Genomic DNA, 25764 nt, shown 5'->3' with positions numbered 1-25764 from the left:
GTTGCTCATTTATTTCGTACGCGCCGTTTGGCATAACATTGTAAAGTTCTCAAGCAATTTCATACCGACTGTGGCACTTTTCTCCGGATGAAATTGCATTCCATATACGTTATTTTTACCAACGATAGCGGGTACTTCCTGATAATAATCCGTCGTGGCCAGCAGCACCGCTCTGTTCTCGTCCGTCGGCTGCAAAAAGTAGGAATGCACGAAGTAAACATAGCCTTCTTCTACACCGCTAAAAATCGAATTATCCTGTAAAAACTCAAGTTTGTTCCAGCCCATATGCGGAATTTTATAAGTGCCATGAAAGCGATCTACGTTTCCAGGTAAAATGCCAAGACCTTTACTTTTCCCATGCTCTGTACTGCTATCAAATAAAATCTGCATGCCCAAACAAATGCCAAGCAACGGTTTACCACTCGCCGCAAATTGGCGAATTGCTTCGATAAGCCCGTACTCCCGCAGATTCTTCATCGCATCGCCAAACGCCCCCACGCCGGGAAGTATAGCTCCTTCTGCCTTCATAAGCTCTTCAGCATCCGATACAAATGTATATTCGTACCCTAAACGTTCTATCGCCTTGCTTACGCTATGAAGATTACCCATGCCGTAATCGATAATCGCAATCATCTATAACATTCCTTTCGTCGACGGGACTCCCTTCACCCGCGGATCAATCATAGTCGCCTCATCCAACGCACGGCCGAGCGCTTTAAATACCGCTTCGATCATATGATGAGTATTGTGCCCATAATGCACGATGATATGAAGCGTGATACGCGCTTCGAGCGCCAGCTTCCAGAAGAACTCATGAAAAAGCTCTACCGGGAATGTTCCTACATTAGCTGAAGGGAATTCAGCCCGGTACTCGAGGTGCGGACGATTACTAATATCGACGATAACTTGACCGAGCGCTTCATCCATCGGTACAAAAACACTGCTGTAACGCTTAATGCCTTTTTTATCGCCAAGCGCTTTGCGAAATGCCTGCCCCAGACAAATCGCGATATCTTCCACCGTATGATGATAATCAATTTCGATATCACCTTTAGCCTGTACAGTTAAATCGAATTGGCCATGCTTTGTAAACAAGTCGAGCATATGATCAAGAAAAGGAACGTCTGTTTTAAGCTCCGTTTTTCCCTCTCCGTCTATGTTGAATTGAAGTGCAATATTCGTTTCGCTTGTTTTGCGTTCGATGGATGCCTGTCTCATCGTTGACATTCCTCCTATTTTCTTTCGTTTTCCAATCGGATTTGAATGGCCCTAGCATGCGCTTCCAGCCCTTCCTGACGGGCGAGCGACATAATTTTTTGACCATGCGCCAGCAGATCCTGACGGCTGTATGAGATTAAACTCGACTTTTTAAGAAAGTCATCTACATTCAGTGGAGAAGAAAAGCGCGCCGTTCCGTTGGTGGGCAACACATGATTTGTTCCGGCAAAATAGTCGCCCACAGGCTCTGAACTGTAAGGTCCGAGAAAAATAGCTCCTGCATTTTTAATCTGTCCTACGTATGCCATTGGCTCTTCTACCATTAATTCCAAATGCTCTGGTGCTAAGCGGTTCACCACATCCAGACCTTGTTCCATACTATTCACTACGCATATGACTCCGTAATCACGAATGGATGCCTGAGCGATTTCTTTACGCGGAAGTACAGCTACCTGTGCTTCCACTTCCTGCTGCACAGCTTGAGCTAGCTCACGGCACGTTGTCACAAGCACCGCTGAAGCCATAACGTCGTGCTCCGCCTGCGACAGTAGGTCAGCTGCTACATAGGCCGGATTAGCCGTACTATCGGCAAGTACGACGATTTCACTCGGTCCGGCCACCATATCAATATCCACCAGTCCGAATACTTCACGCTTTGCCAAAGCTACATAAATATTACCCGGTCCGACGATTTTATCCACCGGTTTTAACGTTTCCGTCCCATATGTAAGCGCCGCAATCGCCTGCGCTCCGCCTACCTTATATATTTCGTTTACTCCCACCTCGTACGCAGCGACTAACACTCCTGGGTTTACCTTTCCGTCCTTGCCTGGAGGTGTAACCATGGCAATCTCCTCAACGCCAGCCACCTGTGCCGGAATGGCGTTCATCAATACCGATGATGGGTATGCGGCCGTCCCTCCCGGAACGTAAAGTCCCACACGCTGCAGCGGACGGATGAGCTGTCCTAACATCGTTCCAGAATCGCGGGTCGTCATCCAGGATTGACGTATCTGACGACTATGATAGTCGCGAATATTAGCGGCTGCCTCACGAATCGCATCCCTTACTTCCGGAGCAATGTTACGCAAGGCCTCCTTGAATTCTTCTTCAGTTACCCGCATCTCCGTAAGCTGTATGCGGTCGAATTGTTCAGTGAAGCGGCGCACTGCCACATCGCCTTCTTGTTTTACCGCTTGTAGAATCTCAAGCACTGCCGCACGCTGTGTTTCCGTCCCTGTCTCCACATCGCGTCGGGTGGAAAAATTCGCGACATCAACAATCTTCATCATCACTTACCTCTCCTCCACAATCGAAGCGAACTTCTCATATATATAATCTACTGCTTCACTCTTCATCCGGTAGCTGACCCGGTTAGCGATCAAGCGCGTTGTAATTGGTACAATCTCTTCAAGTTCCACTAATCCATTCTCTTTGAGTGTACGTCCGGTCGAGACAATATCGACAATCCGATCGGCCAGACCGATTAACGGCGCCAGTTCAATGGAACCATTCAGCTTAATTACTTCTACCTGTTGACCTTGCTCACGAAAATACTTGGATGCCACATGCGGATATTTGGTGGCGACGCGGGGAGCCGAGCTGCCAGATGGTTTCCATCCAGGAAGCCCCGCCACGGAAATACGACAGCAGCTAATCTGCAAATCCAACAGTTCATACACATCACGGTTTTCCTCAAGCAGCACATCCTTACCCACTACGCCAATATCCGCTACACCGTATTCCACATATGTTGGAACATCAGTCGGTTTAGCCAAGATAAAATCAAGGTTAGCCTCCGGCACCGGAACGATAAGCTTACGTGAATCATCGAATTCCGGGGGAAGCGGAACACCAGCTTTTCGAAGCAGGTCAGCCGCTTCTTCGAAAATCCGTCCTTTCGGCATCGCTACGATTAGCTTTTCCTTTGCATTCATGTCGCTTCCCCTCCAGTCAAGTCAATCACTTCCGTATATTGCGAAAAATCTGTCTGTGCCCATTCCTCTTTACGCTGGGTAATAACTACCGCTTCTTTCTCGACACGCAATGCTCTTGCTCTCTCCAACGCTTCTGTCCGGCGATTTGCATGATAAAGAATAAGAAATTTCTTATTTTGTACCGGCTGATAATCTACCGCTTCAAGCAGGCTGTCCATCTGCACCGCGAAGCCGGTCGCCGGACACGGACGTCCAAACTGTGCCATCAAGCCATCATAACGACCACCTGCACAGATAGAAAATCCTTGATTGGCTGCATATCCTTCGAACAGAATTCCTGTATAATAATCAAGGCTTCTGAGAAGATTCAAATCCAGCAATACATATTCTTCGACCCGATATGCTTCCAGCGCTTCCCATAACTCCCGCAGGTTATTAACAGCTTTACGGGCCTGTCCGTTCACTGTGATAGCCTCCGCCCGTTCAAGCAATTCTTTGCCGCCGCGTAGCTTCAACAGTTCATATAAGCGTGCCTCATTCTTTTCCGGAAGCGCCAGCCCTTTTGCATAATGGCGAAATCCTACATAATCCCGGTGATATAAAAATTCCTTTAGTTTTTCACGATCTTCTTTTTCTTCTATAATCTCTTCAAGCAATCCTTCCAAAAAACCGATGTGTCCAACTGCGATTTTAAACACAGGAACACCGGCTTCTTTTAATACGGAGACAGCCAGCGCAATCGCTTCAGCATCCGCATCGACAGAAGAGGAACCGATGTATTCGATGCCAAGCTGAGGAAATTCAGCATTACGTCCCGCTTCATTCTTCTGGGCCCGAAATACATTGGCCGTATACATAAGACGCAACGGCAGTGGTTCCTCCTTTAGCAGGGAGGACGCGACCCGCGCGATCGGTGCCGTCATATCCGGGCGTAGCACGACCGTTTTCCCTTCGCTGTCCAGCAATTTAAATAATTTATTATCAAGCGTAGCGCTTGCCCCGCCAACGGTGTCGTAATATTCAAGTGTGGGGGTGCCTATTTCGCGGTATCCCCACTGCTTCATGCAGGCTTTGACCTGGTGTTCTAGCCACCGTTGCTTCTCCAGCACATCAGGAAGTATATCTCGCATGCCAAGCGGCTTCTCAAATCCTAACGGTTTTGACATCCTGCCTCCCACTCCTTATCCAATACTTTAGTATGGTAGAGAACTAAAGGATTTTCTTATTGAATGTAGTCTAACATTCCCATCCCTATCCGTCAACCACTTACAATAAGCCTTCACAATTGTAAGCGCTATCTATAGGGGAAACTCGCAGGCATTGCCAATCCGGCCTTCGTGCCACAAAGCAGTCGTTTTCCTTCCTCGTAAGAAAAAGATGAGGGAACACGCCTGCGTGTATATCACTTTCTTATCCAATCAAAAAAGCGAATCGGATTACTCCGATTCGCCTGTATATTCTTCTTGTTCTATTTTTGGTTGCCGAATGATACGCATCGGATTGCCTCCAACAAAGGCTCCAGGAGGTACATCAGCATTGACCAAGGTAGCAGCAGAAACAATAGCATCGTCGCCAATGGTTACACCTGGCAGAATCGTCGAGTTAGCACCCACCATAACACGCGCGCCGATTTTCACGTTGCCTAGACGGTATTCGTCAATCAAATACTCATGGGCAAGAATTGTCGTGTTATAACCGATGATGCTATTGGCTCCGATCGAAATCCGTTCAGGAAACATCGTATCCATCATAACCATTAGTGCAACCGCTGTATTCTCACCAATCTCCATACCTAAGAACGTACGATACATCCAATTTTTCAACGGCATCCATGGCGTATAGCGGGCAATCTGCACGACAATAAAGCACTTAGCTACCTTCCAAAAGCTTACCGTTTTGTACAGCTGCCAGAGGGAGTTCGGTCCCTGGATCGGATAACGTTCGGTCTGTCTTTTCGCCATTAGTCACCTCTTATGACTGGCGAGTCGGCTGCTTCACGATTTGAATAATATCACTCATATCATTTAGCAAATATGTCGGATTGAATGATGACAAAAACGACGCGCCTTTCATGCTCCAGGCCACACCTGCAGAGGCAATTCCCGCGTTCTGTCCCGCTTGAATATCGTACTGGCTATCACCCACCATAAGCGTGCGGGCCGGATCGGCTCCCAGAGCCTGCATAGCTTTGTGCACCGGTTCTGGATGTGGCTTATGATTCTCCGTATCCTGGTAGCTAATGAATGCATCCATATATTTATCGAGACCAAACAGACGTAATCCCATCTCTGCTGTTTTTCGCTGCTTCGTTGTCACGATTCCCATTTTAATCCCCATCTTAGCAAGCTGCTCAATCGTGTCTAGCACATTTGGGAATTCTTCTACCAGCTCGTCATGCACCCGCTCATTATGTTCGCGATACACCTGCACCAATTCTTCCGATCGCTCAGGACCAAATAGTTCCATCTGATCGTACAACGGCTTTCCCATATGAGGGATTAAGTCTTCCCGCGTATATTTGCCCGGATAGAATTTTTCCAGCGTGTACATGAATGAAGTCAAAATTAGATTATTCGTATCAATTAACGTCCCGTCAAGATCAAACAATACATATTGATAACGATACATTCCAACCCTTCTTTCCAAAAAATCATACTGATTCTATTCTTCCCCGTAACGTTTGGCGGCATAGCCCGTTTTTCGTAATATCGCCATCAAGATAAGGGCACATGCAATTAATACGAGACTGATTACCTGCGCAATGCGCAGCGTATCCGTCAGCATAAGACTGTCAGTTCGCAAGCCTTCTACGAAGAACCGTCCAATCGAATACCAGATTACGTATGTCAGGAATACATCACCGCGCCGCATCCGCACGATCCGTCGAATCGTAATCAATATAATGAACCCAAGCAAGTTCCAAAGCGATTCGTATAGGAATGTTGGGTGATAGTAAGAATATGTATTCGTTAACGGATCCAGAATGTACATCTGATCGATAATAAACTGCGGTAGATGCAGGCTCTGAAGAAATTCTAAACTAACCGGGCCTCCATGAGCCTCCTGATTCATAAAATTACCCCAGCGCCCGATGGCCTGTCCAATAATTAAGCTTGGCGCTACAACATCGGCCAATCGCCAGAACGAGACTTTTTTTACGCGCGAATAAATATACGCTGTCAAAATTGACCCGATTAGCGCACCGTGAATGGCGATACCGCCGTGCCATACGGCGATAATCTCTCCGGGATGTGAGCTATAATATTCATTCCATCGGAAAATGACATAGTAGATACGCGCACCGATAATGGCTGCCGGTACTGCATACATGACTACGTCCATAATTGTCTCAGGGTCCATACCTACCCGTTTTGCTTCGCGCAACGCCAGCAATAAACCAACGAGCGCGGCCGTGCCAAGGATAATTCCATACCAATGTACAGATAAGGGTCCCAGTTGGAATGCAACCGGGTCAATTGCCTTTGGCATTCTCTCCCGTCCTTCCTTTTCTAGATGTCTTCGACCGCATCTTCAATCGTGTCAGTTAGCTTCTTGCTGAATACAACCGCCGCATTATATCCCATCCGCTTCAGGCGGAAGTTCATGGAGGCCACTTCCACGATAACGGCCAGGTTACGACCAGGTCGTACCGGAATTGTAATCTGCGGCACCTCAGTATCCATAATTTTCATCTTTTCTTCGTCCAAGCCAAGACGGTCATACATTTTGCTCGGATCCCAGGTTTCTAACTGAATAACAAGTGAAACCCGCTTATAATTGCGAATGGCCCCAGCACCGAACAGTGTCATTACATTAATAATGCCAACGCCGCGAATCTCCAACAGATGCTGGATCAGCTCTGGCGCACTTCCAATTAGCTGGTTCTCCTGCGTTTGGCGAATCTCTACCGCATCATCCGCTACAAGCCGATGACCGCGCTTGACCAACTCCAGTGCGGTTTCACTCTTTCCGATGGAGCTTTGTCCCACCAATAGAACGCCTACCCCGTACACATCAACCAGCACGCCATGCATAGTGGTCGTCGGTGCTAGACGCCCCTCTAGATACGTTGTCAATTTACTCGATAGCTTAGTAGTCGGCAACGGAGAGGTCAGTACCGGAATGCTCCGTTCCTCCGACAGACGAATTAATTGTTCCGGTATCTCACATCCGTGAGCTACGCATACGCACGGCGTCGAGTCAAGGAGCAGCTTGTCAATCCTCTCCTTACGGTCTGCTTCTCCTAATGCCTCATAGAAACTAAGCTCTGTCTTACCAAGCAATTGTACACGTTCAGAGGCGTAAAATTCAAAATATCCTGCGATTTCCAGGCCTGGACGGCTAATGTCGCTTACCGTAATTTCACGACGCAGTCCCTTTTCCCCACTTACCACTTTTAATTGGAAGTGGTTCACAATATCGCGCACATGGGTTTTCTTCAAGCGTGCCACCCTTTCTTTCCCGAATAATATCCTATTGTATCACACTGCCACCTTCAAGTTGAAAAAAGAGAAGGCAAAAACAACGTTTGGCATACGCCTCACAAGTTCTCAATCGATACGATTAGTAGATGTCGCTTTCTCGTTTTACAACGACGTCTACTTTCTATATGGTAATAAAAAAACTGGGACAGCTTATACCGCCCCAGTTTCCGAACTACTTTTGTATCTGCAAGCGGGCCTCAGAACGCTTGCGATCGCGCGCAAGCACTGGAGCAAGAAACTGTCCAGTATAGGACTCCGCAACTGTAACCACATCTTCCGGCGTACCTTCTGCAACGATCATGCCGCCGCGACTGCCTCCGTCCGGTCCTAAATCAATAATATGATCGGCGGTTTTGATAACGTCAAGGTTATGTTCAATAACCAGCACGCTGTCTCCGGCGTCTACAAGGCGCTGCAGCACTTTCAACAGACGATCAATATCATCGATATGAAGACCTGTCGTTGGCTCATCGAGAATATACAATGTCTTGCCGTTACTACGGCGGTACAGTTCAGATGCCAGTTTAACACGTTGCGCTTCTCCACCCGATAATGTAGTAGCCGGTTGTCCCAACGTAATGTAGCCGAGACCGACATCATACAAGGTTTGGAGCTTGCGATGAATACGCGGAATGTTCTTGAAGAATTCCAACGCATCCTCCACTGTCATCTCGAGCACATCCGAGATGTTTTTGCCTTTATAACGCACCTCTAGCGTTTCACGATTATACCGTTTGCCGTGACATACTTCGCAAGGTACGTATACATCAGGCAGGAAGTGCATCTCAATTTTAATAATCCCATCACCTCGGCACGCTTCGCATCTTCCGCCTTTGACGTTAAAGCTGAAGCGCCCCTTTTGATAACCACGCATCTTTGCCTCATTCGTCTGTGCGAATAAGTCTCGAATGTCATCGAATACTCCTGTATACGTTGCCGGATTAGAACGCGGTGTGCGCCCGATTGGTGACTGGTCAATATCGATAACTTTATCCAGATGCTCAATGCCTTCGATTTTACGGAAGGAACCGGGCTTCTGTTTGGACTTGTGCAATTCACGGGCAAGCGCTTTGTGTAGAATTTCGTTAATAAGCGTCGATTTTCCCGAGCCGGATACCCCTGTGACGCATGTAAAAACACCAAGTGGCACTTTTAATGTAACGTTATTCAGATTGTTCTCTTTTGCACCAAGCACCTTAATCCACTTGCCGTTCGGCTCGCGGCGCTCAAGCGGTACAGGGATGAACTTACGTCCGCTCAAGTACTGACCGGTCAACGAATTCTCATCCTCCATCACTTCCTGTGGTGTTCCCTGCGACACGACTTGGCCTCCGTGAATGCCCGCACCTGGTCCAATATCAATAATATGGTCGGCTGCAAGCATCGTATCTTCATCATGCTCTACAACAATGAGCGTATTGCCGAGATTCCGCATATGTTCCAGCGTTTTAATCAACCGCGCATTATCGCGCTGATGCAAACCGATACTTGGCTCGTCGAGAATGTACAGTACACCCATCAAGCTTGAGCCGATTTGCGTCGCCAGACGAATTCGCTGCGCTTCCCCACCAGACAATGTTCCAGCTGAACGGCTCATCGTTAGATAATCAAGACCAACATCAATAAGAAATTGCAGACGTGCCTGAATTTCCTTCAGTATCAGGCGAGCTATCTGCAGTTCTTTTTCTGTCAGTTCAAGGCCGCTGAAAAACTCGTGTGCTTCCGCCACCGATAAATCGGTAACATACGCGATCGTTTTCTCGTTAATCAACACTGCAAGCGCCTCAGGACGCAGACGGTGCCCCTTGCAGGACGGACACTTTTTCTGACTCATATACAGCTCAAGCTGCTGGCGCACATGGTCGGAACCAGTTTCCCGATAGCGACGCGCTACGTTATTCACCACGCCTTCAAACGTCATATACGTTTCACGCACAGTCGTGCTAAAATCACTTTTGTAGCGGAAATGCAACTTCTCTTTACCGCTACCAAACAACAATACATTCCGCTGTTCTTCAGTCAGTTCTTCGAACGGCTTATCCATGTCGATATCATAATGCTTAGCTACGCACGTTAAAATTTGCTCGTAATAATTTGACGTAGCACTGTTCCAAGGCTCCAATGCACCTTCGTTAATGCTCTTAGATGTAATCGGCACGACAAGGTCCGGATCAACCTCCAGTTGATTACCCAATCCGTCGCACTTCGAGCAGGCACCGAACGGGCTGTTAAACGAGAACATTCGTGGCTCCAAGTCCGGCATACTAAACCCACAAATCGGGCAAGCCAGATTCTGGCTGAATAACAGTTCCTCCCGGTCAAAAATATCGACCAGCACCCGTCCTTCTGCCAAACGAAGCGCAGTCTCCAACGAGTCGGCTAGACGGCTTTGTATGCCATCCTTCACGACAACCCGGTCAATTACTACTTCAATAGAATGCTTCTTGTTTTTCTCCAGCTTGATTTCTTCAGATAAATCCCGTACTTCTCCATCTACACGTACCCGGACGTATCCTTGTGTCCGGATTTCATCCAGTAGCTTGACATGCTCGCCTTTGCGGCCCTGTACAAGCGGAGCAAGAATCTGCAATCTTGTTCGTTCCGGATATCCGAGAATACGGTCTACCATCTGTTCAACCGTTTGTGCCGTAATTTCTACCCCGTGCTCCGGGCAATGCGGTCGCCCGATACGGGCAAAAAGAAGGCGAAGATAGTCGTAAATCTCCGTAACGGTCCCTACCGTGGAACGCGGGTTACGACTCGTCGTTTTTTGGTCGATAGAGATCGCCGGGGATAGACCGTCAATCGAATCGACGTCCGGCTTGTCCATCTGTCCCAGAAATTGACGTGCATACGCGGACAGCGACTCGACATAGCGTCGCTGTCCTTCCGCATAAATCGTATCAAATGCAAGCGAAGACTTTCCCGAACCGGACAGGCCGGTCAGCACGACGAATTTATCGCGCGGGATGGTTATGTCTATGTCTTTCAGGTTATGGGCACGCGCGCCCTTAATAATAATATTTTCGCGGCTCATTCGTTCTTCATCCTTCCGCCTTCATCTCAAGAATTAAATCGCGCAGCTCAGCCGCACGTTCAAAGTTCAGCCCACGGGCCGATTCTTTCATCTCATCTTCAAGACGCGCAATGACTTCTTGCTTCTCTTTCTTGCTCAGCTTACTGTACGCCTTCTGCGGCAAATATTCTTCCTGCTCTTCAGCAACTTTCGTCGCTTCGATAACGTCCCGAACCGCCTTGCGGATCGTTTGCGGCGTAATACCGTGTGCTTCATTGTATGCTATCTGGCGTTCACGGCGGCGATTCGTCTCTTCAACGGCACGCTCAATCGAGTGCGTCATCTTATCAGCATACATAATAACATGACCATTCGCATTCCGTGCTGCGCGTCCAATCGTCTGAATTAGCGAGCGTTCGTTACGTAGAAAGCCTTCTTTGTCGGCATCCAATATCGCTACAAGAGAGACTTCTGGTATATCTAACCCTTCCCGCAAAAGGTTGATTCCAATCAACACATCAAACGTTCCTACCCTAAGATCGCGGATAATCTGCATTCGTTCAATCGTTTTAATGTCGGAATGCAAATAACGGACTTTGATGCCAACCTCTTTCAAATAATCGGTCAGGTCCTCTGACATTTTCTTTGTGAGCGTCGTGACAAGCACACGCTCCCCCTTGGCGATTCGGTCGTTGATTTCACCGAGCAAATCATCAATTTGCCCTTTGGACGGACGGATATCAATCGTTGGGTCGAGCAGACCGGTCGGGCGGATAACCTGCTCTACGACCTCTGGTGTCTTCTCCAGTTCATACGGCCCAGGCGTCGCCGATACGTACACAATCTGTTGGACATGCTTTTCGAATTCCTCGAATTTGAGCGGACGGTTATCCGCTGCAGATGGCAGGCGGAAGCCGTGATTAATCAGCATTTCCTTACGAGCCTTGTCGCCATTGTACATACCCCGAACCTGCGGCAATGTAATATGCGATTCGTCCACCATAATAAGAAAATCATCCGGGAAGTAATCGAGCAGTGTATACGGCATCGCTCCCGCTGGCAATCCGGTCAGATGACGTGAATAGTTCTCAACGCCGGAACAATAGCCCATCTCCTGCATCATCTCAATATCATAGCGGGTCCGCTGTTCCAGACGTTGCGCTTCTAGCAACTTACCTTCCGCTTTGAAATAGGCCAATTGTTCTTCCAATTCTGCTTCAATACTCTTAATAGCCCGCTGCATTTTATCCTGTCCGGTAACATAGTGGGATGCCGGGAAAATAGCGACGTGTTCCCGTTCACCCAATACCTCACCAGTCAGGACATCAATTTCGGTAATGCGGTCAATCTCATCACCAAAAAACTCTACACGAACTGCGTGTTCGCTATTGGACGCCGGAAAAATCTCTACAACGTCGCCACGCACACGAAATGTACCGCGTGTAAAGTTGATGTCGTTTCTATCATATTGAATATCAATCAGCTTACGCAGTATATCGTCACGATTCTTCTCCATACCACGTCGCAAGGATAATAGCAGTGAACCATATTCCTGCGGTGATCCCAAACCGTAAATGCAGGATACGCTCGCAACAATAATAACATCCTCGCGCTCGAACAACGCACTAGTGGCGGAGTGACGGAGTTTGTCAATTTCTTCATTGATGCTGGCATCCTTCTCGATGTACGTATCTGATTGGGGAATGTAGGCTTCAGGCTGATAGTAGTCGTAGTAGCTTACGAAGTATCCGACCTCGTTGTTTGGGAAAAATTCCTTGAACTCGCTGGTAAGCTGTGCTGCGAGCGTCTTGTTGTGGGCAATGATGAGCGTAGGTTTCTGAACTTTATTGATAACGTGGGCCATGGTGAACGTTTTTCCCGTTCCCGTCGCCCCAAGCAATGTTTGATGCTTCTTACCCTGCAAAATCCCGTCTGACAACTTCTCTATGGCTGTAGGCTGGTCCCCCTGCGGTTGATACTCGGAGACAAGCTCGAACTTTTTCTTCAGCTTTTCCAAGGTTTCACCATTCCTTCGTTATTAATGCTGCATTTCATTATATCACAATCGGATATGCGAACATATGCTTTCCAGAATTTTTTTCGAACGTAGGTTCGTTAAGCTTTTCAAAGCCTTTTACCATTACATCTATAAAACGATAAGGGGGGTCCATTTCTATGATTTTGGCGGTAAGCCTTTGCCGGATGCCAAAATGGATGGCTTCCCATGTTACGGTATCTCCCAATTGCAGAAGCCCCTCCGTAATCCCAGCTACTGCTCTTTCTCTTGTTTTTCCTACTGTCTTCGTATGCACTTCCACATGTCTTGCCAAATCAAAACATACGCCAATCGGCGCATGTATTTCTATCATATGTTCAATGACAGGCACTCCTATCACCTCAGGTTAAGTAGCTTATTTATCATTTTTTCCATTATATACCTTTAACCAAGGGCGTTAATTATCCGGGATATACAGCAACAACGTGTGCTAAACAGTTATCCGTTCCAACAGATGTGAATATTCATAAAGAAAAAGCTGCCAACTTAACGCACCGGCAGCTCCTACTTCGCTATCTCCATCTTTACACTGTCTTATTTCGTTAAACTAATTCCGCGAATCCATCGGTATCCAGCATATGTGCCGGAAAGTCCACTGACTACGCCAAGCAGGATGACGGGCAGAGGCTGATAAGGTCCGTTGAAAGCAGCCATCATAATGCCAAGCGTCGCGATGGCTCCTACCCATATATTCAGCGATACGCGGGAGATGACAGCCGCGAGAATAAATGGAACAATCAGCGCAATAACGTAATTCAAAATCATAATGATACATCCTTTCCCTGCTCGAGGGGCATCTCAGCCGTTTCAGCGTTATGACGTGTCCGTATCCTGCGGAACAATCCGAACAGCCGCCTGTACCCTTGTTCCACATACTCGTCCGCCGAAGCATCTGGTGCTACGATAAGCCCCAATTGATGGTGGTCTCCCTGATACACGGAACGCTGAACGTATTTGATATGTCCTTCTTTGTTCATTACTTCCATTTTACAGAAAGCAGACTGCTGCTGCAACGCCGGGTAAATTTCTTCTTTACTGTTGATTTCGTTTCCGTTCACCCGAATAATTACATCACCTGTCACGATTTCCATCTCATCTGCAGGACTTCCCGGCACAACCGCAAGTACTCGGACGCCCTTCTTCAGCTGAACGTACAGTGGCGTATGGACACGGCGCTTCCATCCTCCATAGATGCGTAGCGCTTCATGCCCGATAAGCGACAGAATACTGCCGAATACAGCAATGGGAAGCCACAGTGTTCCCAGATATGCTAATACGAGCAGCGCTAAGCCGAACCAGACAATCATTTTACCGGTCTGCCTTGTTTTGTCCTGTGGCGTGGATAACACAGCCAAATCTGCGTATCCGGTCACGGCCGGAACTGGGAGCAGACTCAATACCGCTGCGCCTGCATAAAATAGCGGCCACCATCCTGCCTCATTCGGTACATACGCGCCGGACGCGTCTCCTGTCACGAACAGCACCAGTGGAACAAGCCAATATTTTTGAATCTCGTATGCTCCAACAACGCGGCCACGCTCGCTTTTGATGAGTATGGGCGACAGTCCCTGCTTCGGTATGGCACGTACCAGAATACCTTCCGCAATGTGCAGAACAGCGACCAACGCCAGAATGGCTGGAATATTCACTTCCTGCACCCAAACAAGTATAGTCTTACTCCAACCGTTCAGGCCATCTACAGAGACGAACCGAGCCAGTACGGATAGTACGGACAGCAGACCTCCGCTATACGCAAAGGACAAGAAGCGAATGTTCAGCAACGCAAGCACGCCGCTCAACACCCATAGCAAAACAATATCATAGTACGAGGGCGTTACTCCAAGTACCAGAAGCACAATAGAGACACCTAGGCCGGCTACTGCACCAAACAGCAATGCACGTACCAGCTCACCCATGCCTGAGGTTACCCGGGCATGAAATAGCTTTCGCTCCTGCACAATTTGCTTGCGATACGCCCAGAATAGTAGCAACGCAAATATATAGAGAGCAGGGCTTATTAAAAACTGCGGAATTTGTATCAACAAATCGAGAATCAATCCTGACCAATCATCCATTTCCTATCCTCCGAATCTAAAATCGAGCAACACATACGCCTGTTTTCTCTTTTTATCATTCGGCAAAAAATCTTTGCTTCCCTTTACTCTATTATAGAAAGAAAAAACCACGACATAAAGGCCGTGGTTGTACAATTCTACAAACGACGGGACGAACCCTGCCTAATTCTTAATTTGCTTCCTTGGATATAACTTCAATTGCTGCCTGAAGCTGTAAATCATTCTTCGGATCTTGAATCCGCTTAATCAACTCTTCCTGCATAGCGCCTGCCGTCTTCTTATCCACTTTACCGGTCACAGGCAACTGATGCAGGCTTTGAAATGTTTTCACCGCCATCTCGGTCCGGTTATCGAAATACCCGTCCAACCTTCCTGGTGACTGCCCCAGTCCTTTGAGAATTAACTGTAGATTCTTCACATCAGAACCGTTCATATCGCGTTTCAATTCTACCTTATCCGGTAGCGGAGCTGCTTTAAAATAGTCAGGCTGTTCGATTTTCACATCCGGCGTGATCCCTTTCTTATGAATCCACGTTCCGTCTGGGGTCAGCCATTTGGCGACCGTAATTTTCAACTGACTATCATCCTCAAGCGGCATTGTGTTTTGTACGGTACCTTTTCCGAATGATTGGGTACCGATCACTTTATAGCCGCTTCCCTGCAAGGCTCCAGCAAGAATCTCCGAAGCACTGGCGCTACCTTTGTCCGTTAGTACGACAACCGGATACTTGGCTTCGCCTTTCTCGGAACGAAATACCTCTTTCTTGCCGTCGCTATACTGCACCTGTAAAATAACACCTTTATTCGGTATAAGCAGGTTGCCAATTTCTACTACCGAATCCAGAAGACCACCTGGATTGCCGCGCACATCAACAATCAGCCCGCTAATCCCCTGCTTCTCCAGCTTGTTCAACTCGGTAGTAAAATGCTTAGCCGTATCTTGAGAGAACTGCGTAACCTCTAGCTTTCCGTACTTCTTACCGTTTCGCTCTACCGTTTCACTATATACCGTCTCTACTGGAATGTCGTCACGTACGACGGTCACATGAAGCGGATCAGATAATCCCGGGCGCATAATCTCAAGTTCGGCCTTCGTTCCTTTCGGGCCACGAATATGCATGACAGCATCGCTTAAGCTCAATCCTTGCAAGCTTTTTCCGTTTACTTTCAGGATCTGATCCTCTGGACGCAATCCGGCTTTCTCCGCAGGTGAACCTTTAAATGGAGAAACAATCGTAACTTTCTCATTCTTGAGCGTCACTTCTGCACCAATACCTTCAAATGTAGACTGCAGTGAAGAGTTGAAGTCCTTGGTCTCTTTCTGGTTCATGTAATCCGAGAACGGATCGTCCAGCGTCTTGACCATCCCTTCAATCGCACCGTCTATCAGCTTCGTCTTATCTTGCTTTTCAAGCGCCGTGTTCTCTATTAATTGGTAAGCTTCATACACTTTCGCCATATCGGGATTCTGGCTCGACTGTTGCTGGGCGTCATCACCCTGTGGCGCGTTTCCTCGCGCACCGGAAGCCTGTCCGAAAAATTTCGCGGCCGCAAGCGTCACGATGCTCGTAGAAAATACAAGCACAAGCGTGATAATAAAAAATGTGCGGCGTTTTATATACAAATGCAAGCACCACCTTTGTATGTTAAACTCCAGTTTCTTTCTTACTTTTTCTATTCTAGCACTTTTTAGTCTCTACATAGTATATGGCGGATATATCCAAGATATATCCGCCATATCGAAATTAACGCAAGTATGACATCGGATCAACTTTTTGACCGTTTTTGATAACCGTAAAGTGCAGGTGCGGCCCTGTAGAACGGCCTGTAGAACCGACTTCCGCAATCTTCTGTCCCGCGCTTACCGATTGTCCCTCGGATACTACAATGCCGCCATGGCGAATATGGCCGTACAATGTACTTAATCCGTTTCCGTGATAAATAACAACCGTATTGCCATAACCGTTCATATAACCTGCCGATGCTACAACGCCCTCTGCGGCCGCATAAATCGGCGTTCCTTGTGGAGCTGCGAAGTCCGTACCATCATGGAATTTACGCGTATGGAGAATCGGATGTACCCTGTACCCAAACGGAGAAGAAATACGTCCGCTAACCGGCTGCACGAATTGTCCCCCGGAGTGAACCGGTGGCGGAGACCAGCTTCCCGCATCCGACGAGGAAGCACGGCGGCGCTCCTCTTCAGCGCGGCGCTGTTCTTCAATTTTTGCCTGCAATTGATTGACCAGCTCAAGCGAAGCTTTCTCCTGCTCCTCCTTAATCTCCAGCAGTTCCCCTTCCTGCTTCTCCAGCTCTTTGAGGATACGTTCCCGCTCTTGCTTTTGTGCTTCCAATTGGTCTGCCAGCTGTTGGGCTTCCGCTTGCATTGCTTTTAAGCTTTTCAATTGTTCTTCGATTTGTTTCTTCTTCTCTGCGATAATATCGCGGTCGCGTTTATTGTCTTCTAAAATGGTCACATCTTGATCCACGATAGACTTCACGGCATCTAAGCGCTCAAGGAAGTCGCTGAAATCCTGCGAACCAAGCAGAACCTCTAGATAAGAAATATCTCCGGCCTCATAGATAGCGGAAACACGTGTTTTCAATAGTTTGTCCCGTTTTTCTACACGGATAATGGCTTCCTGAAGCTGTTTCGCTGCTTCTTTTAAACTAGCGGTCGTCTCTTCAATTTTTTTATCGAGTTCTTGGATTTTCGCCTGTGTTTCGTTCATCTTAAGGTCAATGCTCATGATGTCTTCTTTGGTCGATTGCTGCTGAGCCTGAACACTGTTGATTTGCTGATTGATTGCACTGATTTTGCCTTTTGCCGCTTGACTTTCTTTTTTAATTCTATCAATTTCCTTTTGCACATTGGAAACTTGATCGGCTTGGCCGACCGCCGGGGTAAGTCCGGTAAATAGAATGGTGGCTGCCAGCGGAATCAGGAACTTCTTCGCCATTTTTTCCTCCCCAGGTTCTATAATTTTTACTTTATATACGCAAAAACCGTCGTACGGACATTAAGCTTCCCCACACACCGATGAACGCACCGATTCCGAGAAGTATAAGCGAAATCTTCAGCGCAAGTGGATACAATGGTAATAGATTTAAGAAGTATAACGCCAGCTGTTGCTCGACGAAATCTACTAAATAGCCATATCCAAAAGTTAAAATCGCGATCGGTAACAATGCTCCAAGAATCCCCATCAATGCACCTTCAACAAAGAAAGGCCAGCGGATAAATCCATTGGTCGCACCAACTAGCTTCATAATCTCAATTTCGCGGCGACGCGCTACGATCGTCAGTTTAATCGTGTTGGCAATCAAGAACATGGCAGTAAACGCCAGCGCGATAATAAATGCGACGATGACCAAACGGACAACATCGGTTATCGCAAATAGCTTTTTCGTTGTCTGCTCAGCATAGTTAACCTTCTTCACACCGTCGATTTTCTGAATCTTCTGGGCCAATGATCCGGTCTGCTGAGGCGTTTTTGCTTTGACGATAAACGAGTCTGGCAACGGATTCTCTTTTTCCAATCCATTAAACAATGCGCCTTTCTCGCCAAAGCTTTTTTTCAAATTCTGAAGGCCTTCCGCCTTGGGAACAAACGTCACTTCAGCGGCATCAGACAATTTTCTAAGTTCGCCTTCTACCTTTTTCGCCGTCGCCTGATCAGCCGTTACGTCAAGTGAGACGCGAATCTCTACTTGCTTCTCTACGGTCTGGACAAGGTGCTGAATATTCATTGCCAACAATAAAAAGACGCCGAGAATTAACAGCGTAATCGTAACCGCACTAACTGAAGCAAACGTCATCCAGCCATTCCGGCCCAGATTCTTGAACCCTTCTCGCAGATGGCGGGCAATCGTGCTAGTCTTCATAGCCGTATTCCCCCTTCTGCTCATCCCGTACAATTCGTCCCGCTTCGATAGCAATTACACGCTTGCGGACGTTGTTTACGATTTCTTTGTTATGCGTCGCCATAATCACGGTCGTACCCCGCTTGTTGATATCAAGCAGTGTTTGCATAATATCCATTGAAGTCTCCGGGTCCAGGTTACCGGTCGGCTCATCCGCAATAATTAAATCCGGGTTATTTACAATGGCGCGGGCAATTGCCACACGCTGCTGCTCCCCGCCGGATAGCTGGTCCGGTAACGAACGTGCTTTATGTTTAAGCCTTACAAGCTCAAGCACTTCCATTACACGCGGTTTAATCTCCTTCTTTGGCGCTTCGATAACTTCCATAGCAAATGCGACGTTTTCATAGACTGTCAGCTTCGGAAGCAGCTTAAAGTCTTGAAATACGACACCAATCTTACGTCGCATATGAGGAATGTATCGCTCTTTCAATCGGCTAATATGAGAGCCGTTGATAACGATTTCCCCTTTTGTCGACTTCTCTTCGCGGTACATCAACTTAATGAACGTTGATTTTCCGGCACCACTTGGACCGACGACATAAACGAATTCGCCGTCTTTAATATGGACGTCAATTCCCTGGAGTGCTACGGTTCCGTTCGGATACGTTTTCCATACATCCTGCATTTCTATCAAACACATCACCCAAACTACATTTTTTTTCTATTATTTCCGTGGAAATGACATCATTCAACAATAAACACCTTTTCTATTATACCATTTGTCGAGCAAAACGCATGAATTATAGCACATTATTTTCGACAATTTTCTTGCAAAAAAAACATCCCCTTCTTATGAAAGAGGATGAACTCAATGATAATCTTTATTTCTCTCATATGCTTTCGTTTCTTCTGTTTTACAGAAGATGAACATCGATTCTTTGCAAATGCTCCTCAACCCATTGCTGTGTATGCGTAAGCGAAACGGACGCATTCGCTACCTGAATTTCCACCTGATTTTTCGCCGTACCACCCAATACGTTACGGGCATTAACAACGTTCTCTGGATCGAGAGCAGTATAAATATCAGCTTCAAACAGCTCGGAAAACTGCTTGTATTCATCCAGGCTCAGATCAAGCAGATATTTTCCCTGCTCAATGCAGTACAGCACACTTTTTCCGACTACTTCATGAGCCTGACGGAACGGCAATCCTTTGCCGACAAGATAGTCCGCCAGATCGGTTGCATTGGAGAAATCCTGCGCCACGGCTTGACGCATATTGTCTTTCTTTACTTTCATCGTGCGAATCATCGGTGCAAATAAAGACAATGCGCCATGCAAGGTCGCAACTGTATCGAACATACCTTCTTTATCTTCTTGCATATCTTTGTTATATGCAAGAGGTAAACCTTTCAGGACCGTCAAGAGACCGATAAGGTTGCCGTATACGCGTCCCGTTTTGCCACGGACCAGCTCGGCCACGTCCGGATTCTTCTTCTGCGGCATAATGCTCGATCCCGTACAGAAAGCGTCATCCAATTCTACAAAGTCAAACTCGTCACTCATCCATAGAATAAGCTCTTCACACAAACGCGACAGATGTGCCATGAGCAGCGATGCATTCGACAGGAATTCAACAATAAAATCACGGTCACTAACCGCATCTAGGCTGTTCGTATATACCGCATCAAATTTGAGCAACTCAGCTACATATTCGCGATTGATCGGAAATGTCGTACCCGCCAGCGCACCCGCGCCCAGAGGCAGAACATTGATGCGTTTCCAGCTATCCATCAACCGTTCCGCATCACGCTGCAACATGGAGTAGTAAGCCATCAGATGATGAGCAAACAGAATAGGCTGCGCACGCTGCAGATGCGTATAGCCAGGAAGAATGGTATCTGTATTAGCCTGTGCCTGCTCTAATAGCGCCTCCTGTACTTTTGCAACCAGATCAACGATTTCGACGACGCGCGCACGCAGATACAGATGCATGTCGGTAGCCACCTGATCGTTACGGCTACGTCCGGTGTGTAATTTGCCCCCGACGGCTCCGACTTGCTCGAGCAGCAACCTCTCGACATTCATATGTACGTCTTCGTTTTCTACGTTAAACTCAACATCCCCGGCTTCGATCATAGCGGCGACCTTCTTAAGCCCATCTGCGATAGCCGATGCTTCGTCTTCGCCAATAATGCCGCATTTGCCAAGCATCGATACATGCGCCAGGCTTCCGGTAATGTCCTCCCTCCACAGCTGCTGGTCGAACTGGATGGATGCCGTGTATTCTTCTACGAGCTTATCTGTTGCTTTGGTGAACCTACCGCCCCATAACTTCATGAATATAGGCGTTCCCCCTTCCGGCACACCGGACAGGAGAACGCCTCCCCCCCTCTCTGACTGCTTTTTCCGTTCTATACGATTACGCTTGCTCGATCGCTTCTTTTTTATCGATAACAACCGCTTTCGGCGTATGATCCAACTGATCTTTGTTTGTTTGTACGAAAACTTTCGTCTGCAAGCCCCACAGCTTAACGAAGCCGATAGCTGCCTGATGGTCAAACGTATCTTCCGTTCCATACGTAGCCAGGTTCTCGTCATACAGAGACGAAGCAGATTTTCTTCCGACTACGATAGCGTGGCCTTTGAACAGCTTCACACGGATAGTACCTGTTACAAACTTTTGCGTTTCCTCTACGAATGCGTCCAGCGCATTCATAATTGGCGAGAACCACAGACCTTCATAAATGACCTGAGAGATTTTTTGCTCCACAATCGGCTTAAATTGCGCTACTTCACGTGGCTGCGTCAAGAACTCCAGTTCACGATGCGCTAGAATAAGCGTAATGGCGCCCGGTGCTTCATATACTTCACGCGATTTGATGCCGACCAAACGATTCTCCACATGGTCAATACGGCCCACTCCATGCTTGCCCGCAATTTTATTAAGTTCGAGAATCATTTCCGACAGCTTCATTTGCTGACCATTCAATGCAACCGGCTTACCTTGAACGAATTCGATTTCGATTTCTTCCGGCACATCCGGTGTATCTTCAAGATGGTTCGTCAAATCGTATGCGCCCTTCGGTGGCTCATTCCACGGATTTTCCAACTCGCCGCACTCACATGCACGCCCCCACAGGTTCTGATCAATGCTATATGGATTATCTAAATTAACCGGAATCGGAATATTGTGCTCTTCCGCATATTTAATCTCTTCATCACGGCTCATGCCCCATTCGCGTACCGGTGCCACGATTTTAAGATCCGGATTCAATGCTGTGATAGATACGTCGAAACGCACCTGGTCATTCCCTTTACCCGTGCAACCATGCGCTACGGCTACGGCACCTTCTTCTTGTGCAATGTCTACGAGCACTTTGGCAATCAGTGGACGGGACAGCGCAGATACAACCGGATATTTGCCTTCGTACATAGCGTTTGCTTTCAAGGCCGGTAAAACAAATTCATCAGCAAACAAATCCTTAGCATCTACCACGTATGATTTAATCGCACCGACTTGCAAAGCTTTGTCGCGGACGAAATCAAGATCCTTGCCTTCGCCGACGTCCAGCGCTACCGCGATAACGTCATAGTTATATGTTTCTTGAAGCCATTTGATTGCTACAGATGTATCTAAACCGCCTGAATAGGCCAAAACCACTTTTTCTTTTGCCATAATGTAAATCCTTCCCTTCGTGCCTCGCACACAATTTATTTTCTATGCAACATTATGCATCTTTATTAATAAAAATTCAATACCTTTTTTTAAAAAAGATTGTGCGCCAGAGAAAAATTTACATTTAATTTATCAGCCCTTGTCTTCTTTGTCAGATTCAATAAGCTTCTGCATAGCTTGGGCGTCCACATCAATAACCAGATCGGCCGTGTCTTCTTTAATGGAAGAGGACATCTGTGCAAGGCGCCTGCTGACTTGTCCGAACAGCGTTCCCTGCTCGTATCCACCGTGATTGTCGGCAGTTCCAGCGCACACACCGGTTAAAATTTCAATTCCTTCCTCAATGGTACGTACCTGCCAAATATGAAATTGCCCAGCACGAACCGCTTCGACAACTTCCGTACGTAACATCAAGTTTTTTACATTTTGGTGCGGAATGATGACACCTTGCTCGCTACTTAGACCGATCGCCTGGCATACCATGAAAAAACCTTCGATCTTTTCATTCACACCACCGATTGGCTGGATTTCACCGAACTGATTAACCGAACCTGTAACTGCAATTCCCTGACGAATCGGAATATCCGAAAGAGAAGATAGGAGAGCATACAACTCAGTACTAGAGGCGCTATCCCCGTCAATCCGACTGTATGTCTGCTCAAACGTAATGCTTGCTGATAGTGGTAGCGGTTTATCCTGCGCAAAATTGCCTGCCAGATATCCGCTCAAAATAAGCAGTCCTTTATGATGGAACTGTCCGCTTAGCGATGTCTCACGTTCAATATTAATAATCCCCTGACGTCCAATGAATGTACGCGCGGTAATCCGATGCGGCTGGCCAAATGCATAATCGCCTGTTTGCAGCACGGCCAATCCATTAATCTGGCCCACTTTCTCTCCAGCTACATCGACCATAATCGTTCCTTCCTCGATAAGCTCTCGCATCTTCTCATCCATGCGGTTGGCACGGTACTCTTGTTCTTCGAGCGCCTGGTGAACATGCTCCGCCACTACAATAGCCGCTCCTGCTTCTTCCGCCCAAAAGCTCGCTTCTACCAGCAAGCGAGAGAGATTATGGAAGTTCGTTGTCAGCTTACGCTGATCGCCCGCTAGTCGCGTACTGTAGTCTAATAACGCCGCCAATGCAGAGCGATGAAATGGAAGCAACTTCTCTTTTTCGCAGTAGCTTCGAACGAACGCAGCAAATTCATGGTAGTGTCGCTTATCCTTCTTCATATCTGTATCGAATTCAACCTTTACCTTAAATAACTTCGGAAAATCTTCATCCAATTCTGATAATACATGATAGATATATGGACTTCCCAGCAGAATAACTTTTACATCCAGTGGAATCGCTTCCGGCTTCAAACCGCTTGTCGCAATTAGCCCATGCTCTTCTGATACGTTCTCAATACGCATGCTCTCGGTTTTTAGCATCCGTTTCAATACATGCCAGGAAAGCGGATTGCGTAACAATTCTGCAATCTGTACGAGTAAGTATCCGCCGTTCGCCATATGCAACGCACCCGGCTTTATCATTGTGAAATCCGTCGTCATCGTACCGAACGTACTGCGATACTCTACTCGACCGAACAAATTGTAATACGTAGGATTGTTTTCAAATACAACCGGTGCTCCAGACAATGTATCGTTATCCACCAGCAGATTCACTTTATAGCGCAGCAGATTGTTCTCTTCATTACGCTGCAGCAGGCGGGCCATTGGATTACTTTCACCAGTTTCTTCTTTAAAAAAGCCGTGGTTCTGAGTTACATCGTATTCGTACTCTCGAAGATACTTCTGCACCTTCTCATCTGTATATTCGTCAATCACTGGCCGAAACAATGGAACCAGCGCATGGCGAACCGACTCCTTATCAAGCTGGGCTATCTCCTGCTCAACTTCTTTTTCCAATAATTGAATCTGTCTCACAGATTCAGTAACCTGTTGTTCTAGACGCTTACTCTTCTCTTTAATTTCTTGACGTGACACCTCAGGCAGCCGATTAAACTCTTCATTGCTAATTGGCTTACCGAACAACAGAGGAATCGTCGCAATGCCACCCTCTCCCGTACGCTCTAGCGAAAAATTCAGCTCACGCGCCAGTTCATCCAGTTCCTTCCACCGTTCCTGCGCCTTCTTTTCAAAGTTTTGCATCCGCTCCCGTCGGCTTTTCTGATACTCTTCTCCGGCAAATGTTTTCCTGATTTCCCGTTCGATGTCCTGCAACAGCGTATCCATACGCGCCTTGAATTCTCTTCCTTCACCTGCCGGAAATGATAGCGCGAGCGGGTGGTCAGGATGTAAAAAATTATATACGTAACACCAATCCTTAGGTGTCGGCTTACCCTTGGCTGCCTGCTTTGCTTTAGCCTGAGTGTAAGTGGCCTTCCCGGTACCCGGAGGCCCTGCTACATACAGATTATAGCCTGCCTTCTTTATCTTCAGACCAAATTCCATCGCATGTACGGCACGGTCCTGTCCAATAATCCCTTCCTTTAATGGTTCAATTTGCTCCGTCGTTTCACACGGAAATGCTTCTGGAGGGGTTGAGGTACGCAATTGTTCTATTGGCACTTTTCTTTTTTCAAGTTCTTTTTTTGGCACTTGTTTCCACATGGTTGCTCATCCCTTTCTTCGACTCCATTACAACATGGGCAAAGTGTGTCTTATGATAATCCAACCTTTATTTCATCATATAGGAAGAGGTGAAAAACCTCTATAATAAAGTTCCACCTCTTTGTTTCTCCCATAAAGTCCTGGGACCAGGCAATCCTCCCATTAGTTGTCTGCACCTAGATGACGGCTGTAATAAGGGCCATAGATAGGACAATACCGACACGTCTTACTGTGTTTCTCATGACTTTTCTACCTTTTCCTTCACTTTCTTTCAATACAAGGAATTTCCAGCCGATATGTATAGAAACTGACAAAAGCGAGGACGAAGCGCTTATGAAAACAATGGAGGAAATATGGAGGGACACGCTGGAACTGCTACAAAAAAAGATGTCCCGCTCCAGCTTTGAAACATGGATTAAAGGTCTGACCGTTCAACGGTTCGATGCCAAAAAGAAAACGATTGCGATTAATGCAGAGAACGAATTTACACGCCAATGGCTGGAGACGCGCCTAAAACAGGTTCTCGAAGACGCGATGGAAGAAGTAACCGGCGATAAGTATGCCGTTTCATTCGCGGTAAAAGTAAAAACGCACGTACGATACAGCATGGAACGGGTGCCAACCCGCCTCGATCCTCAGGAGGAATATCAACGCGAGAACCGCGCTCTGCTGCACGAAGTACTCCAGGAACTGAAGTCGCTGCATCATCGTCTTGATCACTTTGAGATTGAGCTTGGCAATATAAAAAAAGAAATTAAGACCGTCAACAGACCGACAAAAATTCCTCGTCCACCTCAATAATATCCGGTTCCTC

General features: G+C 47.2%; 22 protein-coding genes. 1 reads left to right on the top strand and 21 read right to left on the bottom strand.

Annotated features, from left to right (window positions below):
- Window positions 1–9 precede the first annotated feature (9 nt).
- The 21 genes from hisH to AF333_RS03255 form a co-directional block, all read right to left on the bottom strand.
- The gene (hisH, locus tag AF333_RS03355) at window positions 10–633 is read right to left on the bottom strand and encodes an imidazole glycerol phosphate synthase subunit HisH (protein ID WP_043067712.1); all 624 of its coding nucleotides are present in this window, start codon (window positions 631–633) and stop codon (window positions 10–12) included.
- Window positions 634–1227: an imidazoleglycerol-phosphate dehydratase HisB gene (gene hisB / locus AF333_RS03350; protein ID WP_043067711.1), complete on the bottom strand. Its 594-nt coding sequence runs from the start codon at window positions 1225–1227 to the stop codon at window positions 634–636.
- 5 nt (window positions 1228–1232) lie between these two features.
- On the bottom strand, window positions 1233–2507 hold the full coding sequence (gene hisD / locus AF333_RS03345; RefSeq protein WP_043067751.1) for a histidinol dehydrogenase: 1275 nt from the start codon (window positions 2505–2507) through the stop codon (window positions 1233–1235).
- Between the two features lie 6 nt (window positions 2508–2513).
- Window positions 2514–3155 (bottom strand): ATP phosphoribosyltransferase, encoded by a 642-nt coding sequence (hisG, locus tag AF333_RS03340; RefSeq protein ID WP_043067710.1) that lies wholly within the window; start codon window positions 3153–3155, stop codon window positions 2514–2516.
- On the bottom strand, window positions 3152–4321 hold the full coding sequence (locus tag AF333_RS03335; protein WP_043067709.1) for an ATP phosphoribosyltransferase regulatory subunit: 1170 nt from the start codon (window positions 4319–4321) through the stop codon (window positions 3152–3154). The genes hisG and AF333_RS03335 overlap by 4 nt, the downstream gene beginning before the upstream one ends.
- A gap of 270 nt (window positions 4322–4591) precedes the next feature.
- Entirely contained in the window at window positions 4592–5116 is a 525-nt protein-coding gene (locus AF333_RS03330; RefSeq protein WP_043067708.1) for an acyltransferase, read from the bottom strand.
- Window positions 5117–5126: 10 nt separating this feature from the next.
- Window positions 5127–5783, bottom strand: a complete 657-nt coding sequence (gene ppaX / locus AF333_RS03325; RefSeq protein WP_043067707.1) for a pyrophosphatase PpaX — start codon at window positions 5781–5783, stop codon at window positions 5127–5129.
- Window positions 5784–5816: 33 nt separating this feature from the next.
- Window positions 5817–6644 carry a prolipoprotein diacylglyceryl transferase gene (lgt, locus tag AF333_RS03320; RefSeq protein WP_043067706.1) on the bottom strand — a complete coding sequence of 276 codons (828 nt, stop codon included), beginning with the start codon at window positions 6642–6644 and terminating at the stop codon, window positions 5817–5819.
- 20 nt (window positions 6645–6664) lie between these two features.
- Window positions 6665–7597: an HPr(Ser) kinase/phosphatase gene (gene hprK, locus AF333_RS03315; RefSeq protein ID WP_043067750.1), complete on the bottom strand. Its 933-nt coding sequence runs from the start codon at window positions 7595–7597 to the stop codon at window positions 6665–6667.
- A gap of 214 nt (window positions 7598–7811) precedes the next feature.
- Window positions 7812–10676 carry an excinuclease ABC subunit UvrA gene (uvrA, locus tag AF333_RS03310; protein WP_043067705.1) on the bottom strand — a complete coding sequence of 955 codons (2865 nt, stop codon included), beginning with the start codon at window positions 10674–10676 and terminating at the stop codon, window positions 7812–7814.
- Window positions 10677–10683: 7 nt separating this feature from the next.
- Window positions 10684–12663: an excinuclease ABC subunit UvrB gene (uvrB, locus tag AF333_RS03305; RefSeq protein WP_043067749.1), complete on the bottom strand. Its 1980-nt coding sequence runs from the start codon at window positions 12661–12663 to the stop codon at window positions 10684–10686.
- 46 nt (window positions 12664–12709) lie between these two features.
- A complete protein-coding gene (locus AF333_RS03300) occupies window positions 12710–13042 on the bottom strand; it encodes an SRPBCC family protein (RefSeq protein ID WP_052812314.1) in 333 nt (110 codons plus the stop codon).
- A 203-nt stretch (window positions 13043–13245) separates the two neighbouring features.
- The gene (locus AF333_RS03295) at window positions 13246–13476 is read right to left on the bottom strand and encodes a DUF2198 family protein (RefSeq protein ID WP_043067704.1); all 231 of its coding nucleotides are present in this window, start codon (window positions 13474–13476) and stop codon (window positions 13246–13248) included.
- Window positions 13473–14786: a PDZ domain-containing protein gene (locus tag AF333_RS03290; RefSeq protein WP_052812313.1), complete on the bottom strand. Its 1314-nt coding sequence runs from the start codon at window positions 14784–14786 to the stop codon at window positions 13473–13475. Before AF333_RS03290 ends, AF333_RS03295 begins: the two co-directional genes overlap by 4 nt.
- 169 nt (window positions 14787–14955) lie before the next feature.
- Window positions 14956–16410, bottom strand: coding sequence for a S41 family peptidase (locus AF333_RS03285; protein ID WP_043067703.1), 1455 nt, complete (start codon window positions 16408–16410; stop codon window positions 14956–14958).
- Window positions 16411–16531: 121 nt separating this feature from the next.
- Entirely contained in the window at window positions 16532–17746 is a 1215-nt protein-coding gene (locus tag AF333_RS03280; protein WP_043067702.1) for a murein hydrolase activator EnvC family protein, read from the bottom strand.
- Window positions 17747–17777: 31 nt separating this feature from the next.
- On the bottom strand, window positions 17778–18671 hold the full coding sequence (gene ftsX, locus AF333_RS03275) for a permease-like cell division protein FtsX (protein ID WP_043067701.1): 894 nt from the start codon (window positions 18669–18671) through the stop codon (window positions 17778–17780).
- Complete coding sequence (gene ftsE, locus AF333_RS03270; protein WP_043067700.1) at window positions 18661–19347, bottom strand: cell division ATP-binding protein FtsE; 687 nt, start codon at window positions 19345–19347, stop codon at window positions 18661–18663. The genes ftsX and ftsE overlap by 11 nt, the downstream gene beginning before the upstream one ends.
- A gap of 220 nt (window positions 19348–19567) precedes the next feature.
- Window positions 19568–20992 carry an argininosuccinate lyase gene (argH, locus tag AF333_RS03265; RefSeq protein ID WP_043067699.1) on the bottom strand — a complete coding sequence of 475 codons (1425 nt, stop codon included), beginning with the start codon at window positions 20990–20992 and terminating at the stop codon, window positions 19568–19570.
- An 82-nt stretch (window positions 20993–21074) separates the two neighbouring features.
- Complete coding sequence (locus AF333_RS03260) at window positions 21075–22331, bottom strand: argininosuccinate synthase (RefSeq protein WP_043067698.1); 1257 nt, start codon at window positions 22329–22331, stop codon at window positions 21075–21077.
- Window positions 22332–22463: 132 nt separating this feature from the next.
- Window positions 22464–24950: a Lon protease family protein gene (locus AF333_RS03255; protein ID WP_074714895.1), complete on the bottom strand. Its 2487-nt coding sequence runs from the start codon at window positions 24948–24950 to the stop codon at window positions 22464–22466.
- A 333-nt stretch (window positions 24951–25283) separates the two neighbouring features.
- Between AF333_RS03255 and AF333_RS03250 the strand changes: the two genes are divergently transcribed.
- Window positions 25284–25751: a DnaA N-terminal domain-containing protein gene (locus AF333_RS03250; protein ID WP_043067697.1), complete on the top strand. Its 468-nt coding sequence runs from the start codon at window positions 25284–25286 to the stop codon at window positions 25749–25751.
- The last annotated feature ends 13 nt before the right edge of the window (window positions 25752–25764 follow it).

It is taken from the genome of Aneurinibacillus migulanus, assembly GCF_001274715.1.
GTDB classification, from domain to species: domain Bacteria; phylum Bacillota; class Bacilli; order Aneurinibacillales; family Aneurinibacillaceae; genus Aneurinibacillus; species Aneurinibacillus migulanus.
The sequence above is the reverse complement of the archived record's forward strand: the minus strand, read 5'-3'. Positions and strand labels throughout refer to the sequence as shown.